The following is a 15,892-nucleotide window of genomic DNA, read 5'->3' as shown; positions in this document are numbered from 1 at the left end:
ACCGGCACGACGCGCTGCGCGCCCGCTGGACCGGCGACGGGCTGCTGGTGCCCGCGGTGGGCTCGGTGACCGCCTCGATGCGGGTCGCCGACGGGGGACTGCACGAGGAGCACGAGGCCGCGGTCCGCCGGTTGCGGCCGGCCGAGGGGCGGACGCTCGAAGCGGTCTGGTTCCCCGGCGACGCGCGGTTGTTGCTCGTCGCCCACCACCTCGTCGTGGACGGCGTCTCGTGGCGGGTGCTCGTCGAGGACCTGGCGGTCGCGGCCGACGGCAAGGCGCTGCCCCGGTCGGGCACGTCCGTGCGGGCCTGGGCCAAGGGCCTCGCCTCCGCGGCGCGGGAACGGGCCGGCGACCTGCCGTACTGGCTCGACGTGGTCGACGCGCCGGTGACACCCCTGGGCACGCGACCGGTCGGCCGGGGCGACACGGTCTCCCGGACGCGGCACCACACCCTGCGCCTCGACGCCTCCCTCACCGGGCCGCTGCTGACCGCCGTGCCTGAAGCCTTCCACGCCGGGATCCAGGACGTTCTGCTCACCGGCCTGGCCCTGGCGGTCCGTGCCTGGCGGCCGGCGACCGCCGAACACGGCGTCCTGCTGCGCCTCGAGGGCCACGGCCGTGAGGAGCACCTGGTGCCGGGCAGCGACCTGACCCGCACCGTCGGCTGGTTCACCACCGAGTTCCCGGTGCGGCTCGACCCGGGCGGCGACGACCCGGCCGCGGCCCTCAAGCGGGTGAAGGAACAGCTGCGGGCGGTGCCCGACAGCGGCGCCTCCTACGGGCTGCTGCGCCATCTGCACCCGGGCGCGGCCGAGGCCCTGCGCGGCCGTCCCGCACCCGAGATCCTCTTCAACTATCTGGGCCGCATGGCCGCCGGCGACGGCGACTGGGTCGCGGCCGCCGAGAACGACACCCTCGGCGACGGCCTCGACCCGGCCTTCCCGGCCGGGCAGGCCCTGGAGATCAACGCCGCCACGGCCGACCGGCCGTCCGGTCCCGAGCTGGACATCCGGCTCTCGTACGTGGACGGCGTGCTCACCGAGGCGGACGTGACCGCCCTCGGCGAGCGCTGGCTGGCCGCCCTTCAGGGCCTGCGCGACGCCGCGCGGGCCGGCGGCGGGCACACCCCATCCGACCTCCTGGTCACCCTCAGCCAGGACGAGATCGACGAATTCGAGGACGAGTGGAGGCTTCTGTGACCAGCCCGGGCGGACTGCAGGACATCCTGCCGCTGTCGCCGCTGCAGGAGGGTCTCTACTTCCTGTCCACCTACGCGGCCGGCGGCCCGGACGTGTACGTCGTGCAGCAGGTGCTCACCCTCGACGGGGCGCTCGACGCGCCGCGGCTGCGGGCGGCGGCCCAGGCGGTGCAGGACCGGCACGCCAATCTGCGGGCGGCGTTCCGCCCCCGCAAGGCGGGTCAGCCCGTGCAACTCGTCCCGGCCGCGCTGCCGGTCGACTTCACCGAGATCGGCCCGGGCGCGAGCGTCGCCGAGGTGGCCGAGGCCGAGCGGAGCCGGCCGTTCGACCTGGCCCGGCCGCCGCTGCTGAGGTGGGCCCTGATCCGGCTCGGGGACGAGCGGCACGCGCTGGTGCTGACCGCGCACCACATCCTGCTCGACGGGTGGTCGGCGCCGCTGGTCGTGCGCGACCTGCTGACGTTCTACGCGGGCGGGGAACCGCCGGCGGCCCGGCCCTACAAGGACTATCTGGCCTGGGTCGCGCGGCAGGACCAGGACGCGGCCGAGCGGGCCTGGCGTGACGCCCTGGCCGGGGTCGAGGAGGCGACGCTGATCGCGCCCGGCGCCGACCGGTCCGCCGGGGAACCGGTGGCCATCGAACGGCCGGTCGACGTCGCCCGGGTGACCGACGTGGCCCGCGCCCGGGGGCTGACGCTCAACACGGTGGTGCAGGGCGCCTACGCGCTCGTGCTGGCCGAGCTGACCGGGCGGGACGACCTCGTGTTCGGGGCGACCGTGTCGGGGCGGCCGGGCGGGCTGACCGGGGTCGAGGACATGGTCGGCCTGTTCATCAACACCGTGCCGGTGCGCGTCCGGCCCCGCCCCACCGACACCTGGGCCGGATATCTGGCCCGGATCCAGGCGGAACAGGCGGCGCTGCTGGACCACCAGCACGTCGGGCTGGCCACCATCCAGCGCCAGGCCGGGATCGGCGCGCTCTTCGACACGCTGCTGGTCTTCGAGAGCTACCCGCTGGACGAGGACGGGCTGCGCACGTTGCAGGACGCGGCCGGGCTGCGCCTGGCCTCGGTCACCGGCACCGACGCGACGCACTATCCGCTGACCCTGACCGTCGTGCCGGGGGCCGAGGAGATCGTGCTGGGCGCCGAATATCGGGCCGACGCCGTCGATCGCGCCACCGCTGTGCACGTCCTCGATCGGCTGGCCGAGCTGCTCGACGCGTTCGCCGCCGGGCCGGACGGCCGCCTCGCCGCGATCCGGACCGGCGAACTGGTCGTCGTGGACTCGGCGCTCTCCCTGCCGCCGACCCTGCTGCTGGACGAGTTCGATGAGACCGTGCGGCAGACCCCGGACGCCGTCGCTCTGCGCTTCGGTTCCGCTTCCTTGACGTACGCCCAATTGCACGCCCGCGCGGAGCGACTGGCTCGCGTGCTGGTGTCGCGGGGAGCCGGCCCGGAGAAGGTCGTCGCGGTGTTGCTGCCTCGCACCGAGGACGCCATCGTGGCGTGGCTGGCCGCGCTGAAGTCGGGCGGTATCTATCTGCCGATCGACGTGGACTACCCGCGTGAGCGCATCGATTATCTGCTGGAGGACGCGGCACCGGCGGTCGTGGTGACGCCCTCCCTGTTGGCGGAGACTGCTGAGGCCTCGCTGCCGGTCATCGATCCGCGCACGGGTGCCTATCTCATCTACACCTCGGGTTCGACCGGGCGTCCCAAGGGTGTCGTGGTCGAGCACGCCAGCCTCGCGAACCTCTTTCACCACCACCGGCAGCGGGTGTTCGCGGTGGACGGGCGGATCGCGGTGGCGCTGTCGGCGGCGCTGGTCTTCGACACCTCGTGGGAGGGGCTGCTCTGGCTCGTCGCCGGGCACGAGCTGCACCTGCTCGACGACGAGACACGCCGCGACGCCGACCTGTTCGTCTCCTACGTCCGCCGGAACCGCGTCGGCGCGCTCGACGTGGCGCCCTCGCTGGGGCAGGAGCTCGTCAAGGCCGGTCTGCTCGACGGCGACCACGCGCCCGCGCTGGTGCTGCTCGGCGGCGAGGCGGCGGGCCCGGTCCTGTGGCAGGCCCTGCGGGAGGCGCCCGGCACGATCGGCGTGAACCTCTACGGGCCGACCGAGTGCACTGTGGACACCCTCATGGCCCGCGTCGCCGACAGCGAGACGCCGCTCGTCGGACGGCCGATCGGGAACACCCGGGCGTACGTCCTCGACAGTTGGCTGCGGCCGGCCCGGACAGGCGAGCTCTACCTGTCGGGTGCTCAGCTCGGGCGTGGCTACAAGGACCGCGCCGGGCTGACGGCGACCCGTTTCGTGGCCGATCCGTGGGCGCCGGGGGAGCGGATGTACCGCACCGGCGACGTGGTCCGCTGGACGGCCGACGACCGCCTCGAATTCGTGGGCCGGGCCGACGACCAGGTGAAGATCCGTGGTTTCCGGGTCGAGCCGGGTGAGGTGGCGGCGCTGCTGAGCGAGCACCCGGCCGTGGCGCAGGCGGTCGTGCTCGCGGTCGAGGGGCGTCTGGTGGCGTACGTCGTGGGAGGAACCGACGGGCTGCGGGAGTGGGCCGCCGAGCGGATGCCCGACCATCTCGTGCCCGCGGCCTTCGTGGGGCTGGAGAGGCTGCCGGTCACGGTGGCCGGCAAGGTGGACAAGCGCGCCCTCCCGGCGCCCGACTTCGGAGCGCTCAGCGGCGGCGCCGCCCCGCGCACCCCGGCCGAGGAGACCCTCTGCGGCCTTTTCGCCGAGGTTCTCGGGCTGCCGGCGGTCGGCGTCGAGGACAGCTTCTTCACCCTCGGCGGCGACAGCATCGTCTCGCTCCAGCTCGTCGCCCGGGCCCGGACGGCCGGGCTGCGCCTCACGCCGCGGCAGATCTTCGAGCTGCGGACGGTGGCCGCCCTCGCCGCCGTCGCGGCGCCGGCCACGGCGGCGCCGACGGCCGACGCCGGGGCCGCCCTGGGCGACGTGCCACTGACCCCGATGCTCGCGTGGCTGCGGGACAACGGACCGGCCACGCGTTACAGCCAGTCCATGATGCTGCGGGCGCCCGCCGGACTGACCGCCGCGCGGCTCGAAGCCGTCGTGCAGGCCCTGATCGACCGTCACGACCTGCTCCGCGCGCGCTGGAACCCGGCGGCCGGGCTGTCCGTGCCACCGCCCGGCTCGCTGTCCGCCGCCACCGTCATCGGGGCCGGCCGGCTCCGGCCCGAGGACGGTGTGCCGCTGCGCGTGACGTGGACGCCGGGTCAGGTCGAGTTCGTCATCCACCACACCGTCGTCGACGGTGTCTCCTGGCGGATCCTGCTGGCCGACATCGCCGCCGCCTGGGCCGACCTGCTCGCGGGGCGGCCGATCGCGTTGCCGCCGGTCGGCACGTCGTTCCGGGAATGGGCCCGGTCCCTGCGTCCCGACCCGGCCGAGCTGCCGTACTGGCGCAACGTGCTCGACGTCGACGAGCCGCTGCTCGGCGCCCGTCCGGTCCGCGACACCGTGGCCGGCGCGCGAACTGTCACCCTCGACGTCGACGCCGCCCTCATCCAGTCGGCCCCGGCCGCGTTCCACACCGGGGTCACCGAGGTGCTGCTGGCCGGGCTGGCCGTGGCCCTCGGCGGCCGTGACGTGCTGGTCGAGCTCGAAGGCCACGGGCGTGACGACACCGACGCCGACCTGTCGCGCACGGTCGGCTGGTTCACCACCGAATATCCGGTGCGCCTGAGCCCGGGCGGCACCGATTCGGCCGCCGCGCTCAAGCGCGTCAAGGAACAGCTGCGGGCCGTGCCCGGCAACGGCGCCGGGTACGGCCTGCTGCGCCCGCAGCTCGCGGGCTCACCGGAGCCGCAGATCCTGTTCAACTACCTGGGCCGGTTCGCCGGCGGCGGGGAAGCGGGCGAGGACTGGGCGCCGATCGGCGGGCTGGGCGGCGACGCCGACCCGGAGATGCCCCTGACGCGGGCCCTCGAGATCAACGCGTCGGTGCTGGACGACCGGCTGAGCGTGGCGCTGACCTATCCGGACGGCGTGCTCACCGAGGAAGCCGTGCGGGAGCTGGCCGATTCGTGGTTCGCGGCGCTGGCCGAGCTGGCGACCGCGAAGGGCGGGCACACCCCGTCCGATCTGCTGCTGGCCGGTGTCACCCAGGAGGAGATCGACGCCCTCGACCCGGAGGACGTGTGGCCGCTGTCGCCGCTCCAGGAGGGCCTGGTCTTCCTGGCCGCGCTGGCCGACACGGTCGATCCGTACGTCGTGCAACAGGTCCTCGACCTGGCCGGCCCGGTCGACGCGGACCGGATGCGGTCGGCCGGGCAGGCCCTGCTCGACCGGCACCCGTCCCTGCGGGTCTGTTTCGTGGACGGGCCCGACGGCACGCTGCGGCAGGTCGTCGCCGCCCACGCGCCGCTGCCGTGGCAGTTCCTCGACCTGACCGAGGACGAGTTCGAGCGGTTCGCGGCCGGCGATCGCGCCTGTCCGTTCGACCTGGCGGCCGCGCCCCTGCTGCGGCTCACCCTCGTGCGCCTGTCCGAGCAGCGGCACCGGCTCGTGCTCACCAACCACCACGTGCTCCTCGACGGCTGGTCGACGCCGCTCGCGGTCCGCGACCTGTTCGACCTGTACGCCGGGCGGTCGCTGCCCGCGCCGCGGCCCTACCGTGACTATCTGCGGTGGCTCCTCGGCGCCGACCGGGCCGCCGCCGAGGCTGCCTGGCGCGAGTCGCTGGCCGGCCTCGACCAGCCCACCCTGGTCGCGCCGGGCGCGGGCGCCGTCCTCGACAGCCGCCCCGGCAAGCTCGAGAGCGAGCTGCCGCGCGAGGTCACCGACCGGCTCGCCGCGCTCGCCCGCGAGCGGCAGGTCACCCTCAACACCGTCGTGCAGGCGGCCTGGGCCGTCCTGCTGGTCCAGCTCACCGGCCGTACCGACGTCGTCTTCGGCACCACGGTCTCGGGCCGTCCGCCCCAGGTGCCCGGGGTCGGCGAGATGATCGGCTTCTTCATCAACACCCTTCCCGTACGGGCCGCGCTCGACCCCGCGGAAACCTGGGCCGGCCTGCTCGACCGGCTCCAGGCCGGGCAGTCGAAGCTGCTGGACCACCAGCACCTGCCGCTGACCGACGTGCAGCGGATCGCCGGTCTGGGCGAGCTGTTCGACACGCTCACCATCTTCGAGAGCTACCCGCTCGACACCGGGGCGCTGCACGACGCGACCGGATCGGCCGGCCTGCGGATGACCGACGTGACCGGCGACGACGCCCCGCACTATCCGCTCACCCTGGCCGTCGCGCCGGGGGAGCGGCTGCGGCTGGGCCTGGCCTACCGCTCGGACGTCTTCACCGTCGCCGGCGCCTCGGAGATCCTCGACCGGTACGGCGCCCTGCTCGCCGACCTCGCGGCCGACCCGCACCGCCCGGTCGGCCGCACCCAGCCCGACCACCGGACCGTGGACCGGGTCGCCGTGCCCGACACCACGCTGCCTCGGCTGTTCGCCGCCTCGGTCCGGGCCCACCCCGGCGAGATCGCGGTCGTCCACGAGGGCTCGTCCCTCACCTACGCCGCCCTCGACGAGCGGGTGGCCACGCTGGCCGGCTGGCTGCGCTCGCACGGCGCCGGCCCGGAGACCGTCGTCGCGGTCGCGATGCCGCGGTCGCTCGACCTCATCGTGGCTCTCCACGCGGTCCACCGGGCCGGGGCGGCCTACCTTCCGCTCGACCCGTCGCACCCCAAGGAACGCAACGACTTCCTGCTCGCCGACTCCGGCGCGACCATCGTCCTGACTTCCGCCGGCCACGCGGGCGTCCCCGTGGCCGAGGCGCCCGATCTGCCGGGGGACACGGCCGCCTACGTCATCTACACCTCCGGCTCGACCGGAAAGCCCAAGGGCGCCACCGTCTCGCACCGGTCGATCGTCAACCGCCTCCTCTGGATGCAGGACCAGTACCGCCTCCAGCCCGGCGAGCGCGTCCTCCAGAAGACCCCGGCCGGCTTCGACGTGTCCGTGTGGGAGTTCTTCTGGCCGCTCATCGCCGGCGCCACCCTCGTCGTCGCCCGCCCCGACGGGCACCGCGACCCCGCCTACCTGACCGACGTGATCGCCCGTGACGACGTGTCCACAGTGCACTTCGTGCCGTCGATGCTGCGCGCCTTCCTGGCCGCCGCCCCGGACGTGCCGCCACTGCGGCGCGTCATCTGCAGCGGCGAGGCCCTCCCCGCCGACCTGGCCCGCCGGTTCGGCGAGGTCCTGCCCGGCGTCGAGCTGCACAACCTGTACGGCCCCACGGAGGCCGCCGTCGACGTCACCTTCCACCCGGTCGACACGTCGGCCGAGGGCCCGGTGCCGATCGGACGGCCGGTCTGGAACACCGAGGTCCACGTGCTCGACCCGTGGCTGCGCCCGGTCCCGCCGGGGGTGACCGGCGAGCTGTACCTCGGCGGCGTCCAGCTGGCCCGCGGCTACCTGAGCCGCCCCGGCCTGACCGCCCAGCGCTTCGTGGCCAGCCCGTTCGGCGAGCCGGGGGCGCGGCTCTACCGCACCGGCGACCTGGCCCGCCTCACCGGGTCCGGCGTCCTCGAATACGCCGGCCGCACCGACGACCAGGTGAAGATCCGCGGCCTGCGGGTGGAACCGGGCGAGATCGAGGCCGCCCTGACCGCGCTGCCCGGCGTCAGCGCCGCCGCCGTGGTCGCCCGCGACGACGGTCCCGCCCGCCGCCTGGTCGCCTACGTCGTCACGGACGCTGTGCCCACCGACCTCGCCGGCGCGCTGGCCGGGACACTGCCCGAGCATCTCGTTCCGGCTGCGTTCGTGCGCCTGCCCCAGCTGCCGCTGAGCCCGAACGGAAAGCTGGACCGCCGTCGCCTTCCCGCGCCGGACTTCGCCGCCCAGGCCGGCGACGACGAGCCGCGCACCCCGGCCGAGGAGCTTTTCGCCGGCCTCGTCGCCGCCGTGCTCGGCCTCGACCGGGTCGGCGTCCGCGACAGCTTCTTCACCCTCGGCGGCGACAGCATTCTCGCCCTCCAGCTGACCGCGCGGGCCCGCGCGGCCGGCTGGCGCCTCTCCGCCCGGGACGTTTTCGCCCGCCCGACCGTCGAAGGGCTGGCCGCCACTGCCGTCCCCTTGGAGACCCCGCGCCCGGACTCGGCCGACGCCTTCGGCGAGGTGCCGCCGACCCCGTTCATGCGAACCCTCGACGACCCGGCCGACCCGCACCTCACCCAGTCGATGGTCATGGGCACGCCCGCCGGCCTGACCCGGGACGAGCTGACCGCACGCCTCCAGAAGCTGATCGACCACCACGACATGCTCCGCGCCCGCTGGACCGGAACCGCCCTGCACGTCCCACCACCGGGCACGCTGAACGCGGCCGACCTGATCGCACCCGGCGTGGATCCGGTGCGGGGCCGCATGGTGAGCGCCGAGCCACTGGACGGCGACCGCCTGCGCCTCACCATCCATCATCTCGCCGTCGACGCCGTCTCCTGGCCGATCCTGCTGGCCGACCTGGCGACCGAAGGGCCGTTGCCGCCCGTCGGCACGTCGTTCCGGTCGTGGGCGCTGGCGTTGGAGGCCGCCGATCGGCGGGCTGAGAACGAATACTGGGATTCGGTTCTGGCCGGTCCGCCCGCCTATCTCGCCGAAGTAGAGCTGGACCCGGCGACCGACACGCTCGGCACACTCGACCAGGTCACCGCGCGGATCCCGGTCGGTGGCCTGACCACGACGATACCGGCCGCTTATCGCGCCAATCCGCAGGACGTGTTGCTGACGGCCCTGGCCGTTGCCGCCGGGCGCGATGTGCTGGTGGAGTTGGAGGGCCACGGCCGCGAGGACCATATCCTCCCGGGCGCCGACCTTTCCCGCACGGTCGGCTGGTTCACCACGGCCCATCCGGTACGCCTCAACGCGCCCGCCACCCTCAAGCGCGTGAAGGAGCAGCTGCGCGCCGCCCCGGACGGCGGCATCGGGTACGGCCTTCTCCGCCGCGACGACCCTCGGCCCCCGATCCTGTTCAACTACCTCGGCCGCGCTGAGGGCGAAGATCGTGGCCGCGAGGAGAAATTCATCCTAGGACGCGCTGCGGGGGGTGTTGGCGGTAACGGCGTTACGGGACAACCCTGGCGGCCGGTCGAAGGGATGCAGGGGGATGCCGGCGACGCGCTGCCGGCGCGGCACGTCCTCAGCGTCGAGGCGACTGTGGTCGGGGACGAAATCGTGTTGTCAGTTGCCTATCCGCGACGGGCACTGGCGGAAGCTACGGTGCGCGGGCTGCTCGGCGGCTGGACCGCGGCCCTCGCCGAGCTGGACGCGGCGCCCGGCGAAGGCGGCCTCACACCCTCGGACGTGCTCGCTCCGGTCGACCAGGCGGCGCTGGACGAGCTGGGGGAGCGCTACCCAAATCTGGTCGACGTTCTGCCGCTGACGCCGTTGCAGGAAGGGCTTTTCTACCTGCACGCGCTCGACGGGGCCGGCGACGTCTATCTCGTGCAGCAGCAGCTCGACCTCGACGGGGCGCTCGACGCCGGCCGTCTGCGCACGGCCGCCGCGACGCTGCTCGACCGGCACCCCAACCTGCGGGCCGCTTTCACGACGACGGCGGCCGGCGTGCCCGTTCAGGTCGTGCCGGCCCGTGTCGACCTGGCCTGGCGGGAGGCCGTCGCGGCCACCCGGGGCGAGGCCGACCGTCTGGCCGACGCCGAGCGGAGCCGGGCCTTCGTGCTGGACGAGGCGCCGCTCATCCGGTTCCTGCTCATCCGGCTGGGCGCCGACCGGCACCGGCTCGTCATGACCCAGCACCACGTGATCGTGGACGGCTGGTCGGGGCCTCTGATGGCCCGGGAGCTTCTGTCGGCGTACGCCGGGAAAGCTCCGGGAAATGCCCGCCCCTACCGGGATTTCCTGGCCTGGCTGGCCGCGGCCGACGGCGAGGCGGCCCGCCGGGCCTGGAGTGACGCGCTGGCCGGCGTCACCGAGCCGACCCTGGTCGCGCCGGGCGGCATCGGGCGGCAGGCCCAGCTGCCGGGTGAGGTGACCGCGCAGCTACCGCCGGGCCTCGTCGACTTCGCGCGCGGTCTCGGCGTCACGCCCAACACGTTCGTGCAGGCACTGTGGGCGGTGCTTCTGGCGCGGCTCACCGGGCGCGACGACGTCGTGTTCGGTGCGACCGTGTCCGGGCGGCCGCCGGAGCTCAGCGGGGCCGGCGAAACCATCGGGCTGTTCATCAACACCGTGCCGGTGCGGGCGACGCTGCCGGCCGGTGAGAGCTGGGCGGCGTTCCTCCGGCGGTTGCAGCAGGAGCAGGCGGGCCTTCTGGCGCACCAGCATCTCGGCCTGGCGCCGATCCAGCAGCTCGCCGGGGTGGGTGAGCTGTTCGACACGCTGCTGGTGTTCGAGAGCTACCCGGTGGACGAGGACCGCCTCGACGAGAGTCAGCGCGACGCCGGCCTCAAGCTGGCCGGGGTCACCGGGCGGGACGCCACGCACTATCCGCTGACGCTCGTCGCGGCCGAGGACGACGGCCTGCATCTGGCCCTGGAATACCGGCCCGACGTCTTCGGTGAGGACTTCGCGCGGCTGCTGCTGGACCGCTTCGTGGCGCTCGCGGCCGAGGTGGCGGCGAATCCGCTGACCCCGGTGGACCGGGCCGACGCCCTCACCGACGGGGAACGCCACCGCCTGTTGGCCGAGTGGAGCGGCGACACCCTGGCGGTGACGCCGGAGACGCTGCCGAACCTGGTCCGGCGCTGGACCGGGCCGGCCCTCGTGGTCGGCGAGCGGCGGTGGAGCTACGCCGAGCTGGTGGCCGAGATGGACGCCCTGGCCTCGGTCCTGGCCGATCGCGGGGCCGGGCCCGGCCGGATCGTGGCGCTGCTGCTGCCGCGCGGCGAGCACATCGTCCCGGCCATCTTCGGGGCGATGGCCTCCGGCGCGGCCTACCTGCCGATCGACCCCGACTATCCGGCGGCCCGGATCGCCGCGATGCTCGAGGACGCGCGGCCGGTCGTCACCCTCGCGGTGCGCTCCACGGCCGGGCTCCTTCCGGCCGGCACGGCCACGCTGGTGCTCGACGAGCCGTACGAGAAGGGGACCGGCACGCCGGAGCCGATCGGCCCGGACCATTCGGCGTACGTCATTTACACCTCCGGCTCGACCGGGCGCCCCAAGGGTGTGCTGGTGCCGCACCGCACCGTGGCGACCCTGCTGGCCAGCCACACCGAGCGGATCCTCGGACCGGCCGCGGAGAAGCTGGGCCGGCCGCTGCGGGTGGCGCACAACTGGTCGTTCGCGTTCGACGCCTCGTGGCAGCCGCTGCTCGCGCTGCTCGGCGGCAACGAGCTGCACCTGGTCACCGAGGAACCGCGCCGCGACCCCGAGCTGCTCGCGACATTGTTGCGGGACAACGGGATCGACATGATCGAGGTCGCGCCGTCGCACCTCGACCAGCTCCTCGCGGCCGGCTTCGACGCGGCCGGGCTGGCCGTGCTCGGCGTCGGCGGCGAGGCGGTGCCCGATCCGCTGTGGGCCGGAATGGCGGCGCTGCCCGACACCGAGTCGTACAACTTCTACGGGCCGACCGAGTGCACCGTCGACACGATCGTCCAGCGGGTCAAGGAGGTGCCGCGGGCCCTGATCGGGCGGCCGGTCGCCAACACCACGCTCTACGTGCTCGACGGCCGGCTGCGGCCGGTGCCGCCGGGCGTGGCGGGCGAGCTCTACATCGGTGGGGCGCAACTCGCCCTGGGCTACCTGCACCAGCCGGGTCTCACGGCGGCGCGCTTCGTCCCCGATCCGTTCGACCCGGCGCCGGGCAAGCGGATGTACCGGACCGGCGACGTCGTCCGGTGGACCGCCGACGGGCGGATCGACTATCTGGGGCGCTCCGACGACCAGGTGAAGATCCGTGGCTACCGCGTCGAACTGGGTGAGGTCGCGACGGTGCTCGCGCAGCATCCGTCGGTGTCGCAGGCGGTTGTCGTCGCGGACGCGGGGCGGCTCATCGCGTACGTCGTCGGAAACGCCGTCGAACTTAGGTCCTGGGCCGCCGAACGGCTGCCGGACTATCTCGTCCCGGCCGCCGTGGCCGAGTTGGACGCCCTGCCGCTGACCGTCAACGGGAAGCTCGACCGCGCCGCCCTGCCGGCCGTCGCGTACGTCTCGGCAAGCCGCGCGCCCAGCGGGGAGAAAGAGGAGAAATTGGCCGCGCTCTTCACCGAGGTGCTCGGCGTTCCGGTCGGCGCCGAGGACAGCTTCTTCGACGCCGGCGGCGACAGCATCGCGGCCATGCGGCTGACCAGTCTGGCCCGCGCGCGAGGCGCCGACATCCGGCTGGCCGACCTGGTCGCGCTGAGGACCGTGGCCGCACTGGCCGAGGTGACCCGATGAGCCCCTCTGTTCTGCTGCGCTGGGCAGTGCGCGACTCGGCCAAGGGCCTCACCGCCTCGTGGATCGGCGGCCTCGGCTATCAGGCCGGGCTCATCCTGCTGCCCTGGTGCCTCGGCCGCGCCCTCGACGAGGGCATCACGCCGGGCGACCGGACGCCGCTGCTCTACTGGGCGGCGGCCACGCTGGTCGTCTCGATCGCGCTGACCGGCGCCGAGTTCGCCATGCGCTGGTGGGCCACGCTGGCCGGTGTCCGCACCGGGAACCGGCTGCTGCTGCGGCTCAGCGAGCGGGTGCTCGGCTGGGATTCGGCCACCGCGCACAAGTTCTCGGCCGGCGACCTGGTCACCCGGGGCACCCGCGACGTCGAGCAGATCACCATCTGGCTGTCCACAGTGCCCTCCCTCGCCAGCGGCGTGCTGGGTTTCCTCACCGTGCTGGTCGTCGTGGCGACGCTCGATCCGATGCTGGCCATCGTCGGGCTCAGCACGGTGCCGCTGCTCATCGCGGTCAACCTCTGGTACCCCCGCCGCTACGAGGGGGCGAACGCCGCGCTCTCGGCGGCGCACGGGGCCCGGGCGGACGCGGTGGAGGACCTTCTTTCGGCCAGTACGGCTGTGCGCGGTCTCGGCGGTGAACAAGTGCTCATCGAGCGCCACCACGAGGTGAGCGCCACGGTCCGCGACCGCACCCTGGCGCTGGCCCGGATCGCCGCCGGCTGGGCGGCCAACGCGCCGTTCGTGCCGTGGCTGGCGACCGCGATCGGCCTGGCCTTCGGTGGCCTGGCCGTGCTGGACGGGAGCTTCTCGGTCGGTGGCCTGGTGTCGTTCGCGAGCTGGATGACGTTGCTGGGCCGCCAGGTGATGATGCTGACGTTCCGCTTCGGCCAGCTCGGCGACGCGTGGACGGCGGCCGGCCGGATCGAAACCGTTCTTTCGGCTAAATCAGAAATGCCCGATAAAGGGGACGGGCCGCTGCCGAGTGGGCCGCTGACGGCCGAGAACGTCTCCGTCGAGCTGGAAGGCCGGGCGCCGCTGCGCCTCCCGGACATCAGCATCGCCGCGGGAGAGATGATCGCGGTGGTCGGACCGGTCGGCACGGGCAAGTCGACGCTGCTGCGGCTGCTGGCCCGGCTCGCCGACCCGGCGACGGGCACGATCCGCTACGGCGGCACGGATCTGCGCGACGCGGCGGTCAGCGACGTGCGCGACACCATCACGATCGTCGGCCAGCGCCCGCTGCTGCTGTCCGGGACGATCGCCGAGAACCTGCGCCTGGGCCGCGCCGAGCTCACCGACGAGCAACTGCGTGAGGCCTGCCGGATCGCCGGGATCCTCGAGCACGTCGAGTCGTTGCCCGAGGGCTTCGCCACGGTGGTCGGCGAGCGCGGCAGCACGGTCTCGGGCGGGCAGCTCCAGCGCCTCGCGTTGGCCCGGGGACTGCTGCGCGGGGCCCGGGTGCTGCTGCTGGACGACGTCACCTCGGCCGTGGACGCCCGCACCGAGCAGCGCATCCTCGACGGCCTGCGCGGCCTCGACGTGACGATCGTGTTCGCCACCTCCCGCACGGCGGTCCGCGACCGCGCCGACCGCGTCGTCGACCTCGGCGTCCACGACGGAGAGCTGGTGTCCCATGGCTGACGTCCGCCTGCTGACCGAGGAACCCGACCAGCGGCACGTGCTGCGCCGCGCCTGGCCGCATCTGCGGGAACACCGCCGGGCGATGGTGGCGGCGATCGCGGTCAACCTGCTCTCCACGCTGTCGCTCACGCTGGTGCCGCTGATGATCGGCCGAGCGGTGGACGAGCTTCTCGACGGCGACCGTACGGGTCTGCTGGTCACCGCCGGTGTCGTGCTGGGGCTGGTGGTGGCCCGGACGGTGCTGCTGCGCTGGTCGGAGCTGCTGCTCACCCGGGTCGGCGAGAAGGTGGTGCACAGCCTGCGCGACCTGGTGGTGGAGCGGCTCGGGAACACGTCGCTGCGCTTCCTGGAAGCGCACCGGGGTGGGGATCTGCTGCAGCGGGCGACCGTCGAGATCGCGGAGCTGGCCACGTTCGTACGGAGTCAGCTCCCGGACCTCATCTCGCTCGGCGGTTACCTGCTGTTCAGCGTGATCGTGCTGGTCACGTCGTCGTGGCAGCTGTTCGGGCTGCTCGTGCTGGTGTTCGGGCCGCCGATGTGGTTCATCTCGCGGCGGTTCCGGCGGGCGGCGGCGAGTGCGTATCCGGCCGAGGCGGCCGCGCAGGCGACGCTGGCCGCGACGTTCTCGGAGAGCTTGCTGGCCCGCGAGCAGCTCCAGATCGACGGCGCGACGGGCACGTGGCTCGGCCGGCTGGGCAGGGACGCGGACGCCTACCTCCGTACGGCCCGGGTGGCCCAGCGCGGCGCGACGTGGATCGACGCGACCTGGGTCGTGCAGGGCCTGACGAGTGCCGCCCTGCTGATCGCCGGTGGCGCGCTGGCCGGCGAGGGGATCGTGACGATCGGCGTGGTCGTGACCTTCGTCCTGGCCAGTCGCGACCTGTTCAGCTCCATCGACGACTTCACCTTGGTCGCGGGCGAGATGCTGGAGTCCCGGGTCGGCCTGGCCCGGCTGCTGGACCTGCTCGACGCGACGGCCCCGCCGGGAACCGTGACGCGGACGGTGGCCACGGCGAAGATGGGTGGGCTCACCGCCGACGCCGTCACCTACAGCTACCGGCCCGGGGAGCCGGTGCTGCACAAAGTCAGCGTGCACTTCGGGCCCGGGGAGCATGCCGGGATCGTGGGGGAGACCGGGTCCGGCAAGACGACGCTGGCCAAGTTGCTCTGTGGGCTCTATCTGCCCGATGCCGGAGCGGTCCGGCTCGGGGACGCCGATCTCAGTGGGCTCGACGCGGGTGAGGTGCGGCGGCGGCTTGTTCTGATTCCGCAGCAGGTTCACATGATCGCCGGGAGCTTCGCCGACAACCTGGCGCTCACCCCGGGCCGGCCCGGGCCGGCGGACTTCGGCCGGGCCGCCGAGCGGCTCGGGCTCGACGGGTGGGTGGCCGGGTTGCCCGGTGGGTTCGACGCCGAGCTCGGGCGGCGCGGTGAGCGGTTCTCGGCCGGGGAACGGCAGCTCGTCGGGCTTCTGCGGGCGGCCATGACCGATCCCGAGGTGCTCATTCTCGACGAGGCCACGGCCGACCTCGACCCGGCCACCGCGCACCGCATCGAGGAGGCCCTGGCCCGGCTGCGCCGCAACCGGACCGTGCTGGTCATCGCCCACCGGCCGTCCACCATCGACCGCCTTCCCCGCGTCGTGCGCCTGCACGCCGGGCGGATCACATCCCCGGAGGACTGA

Annotated in this window: 4 protein-coding genes (1 of these 4 only partly in view); all 4 read left to right on the top strand. The window is 73.8% G+C overall.

Annotated features, from left to right (window positions below):
- Tightly spaced (each overlapping or abutting the next), the 4 genes in view from ACQP2X_RS26795 to ACQP2X_RS26780 form a layout consistent with a single transcriptional unit that may run on beyond the window.
- On the top strand, window positions 1–1,199 hold the end of the coding sequence (locus tag ACQP2X_RS26795; protein ID WP_498686474.1) for an amino acid adenylation domain-containing protein. Its footprint begins 13,411 nt before the window's first position; the window shows 1,199 of its 14,610 coding nt (coding positions 13,412–14,610); its start codon lies beyond the left edge, outside the window; its stop codon occupies window positions 1,197–1,199.
- Entirely contained in the window at window positions 1,196–12,571 is an 11,376-nt protein-coding gene (locus ACQP2X_RS26790) for an amino acid adenylation domain-containing protein (protein WP_498686473.1), read from the top strand. The genes ACQP2X_RS26795 and ACQP2X_RS26790 overlap by 4 nt, the downstream gene beginning before the upstream one ends.
- Entirely contained in the window at window positions 12,568–14,208 is a 1,641-nt protein-coding gene (locus tag ACQP2X_RS26785) for an ABC transporter ATP-binding protein (RefSeq protein WP_498686472.1), read from the top strand. The genes ACQP2X_RS26790 and ACQP2X_RS26785 overlap by 4 nt, the downstream gene beginning before the upstream one ends.
- Window positions 14,201–15,892, top strand: coding sequence for an ABC transporter ATP-binding protein (locus tag ACQP2X_RS26780; RefSeq protein WP_498686471.1), 1,692 nt, complete (start codon window positions 14,201–14,203; stop codon window positions 15,890–15,892). The genes ACQP2X_RS26785 and ACQP2X_RS26780 overlap by 8 nt, the downstream gene beginning before the upstream one ends.

The sequence above is a fragment of the Actinoplanes sp. CA-131856 genome (assembly GCF_050956135.1).
GTDB lineage: Bacteria > Actinomycetota > Actinomycetes > Mycobacteriales > Micromonosporaceae > Actinoplanes.
The sequence above is the reverse complement of the archived record's forward strand: the minus strand, read 5'-3'. Positions and strand labels throughout refer to the sequence as shown.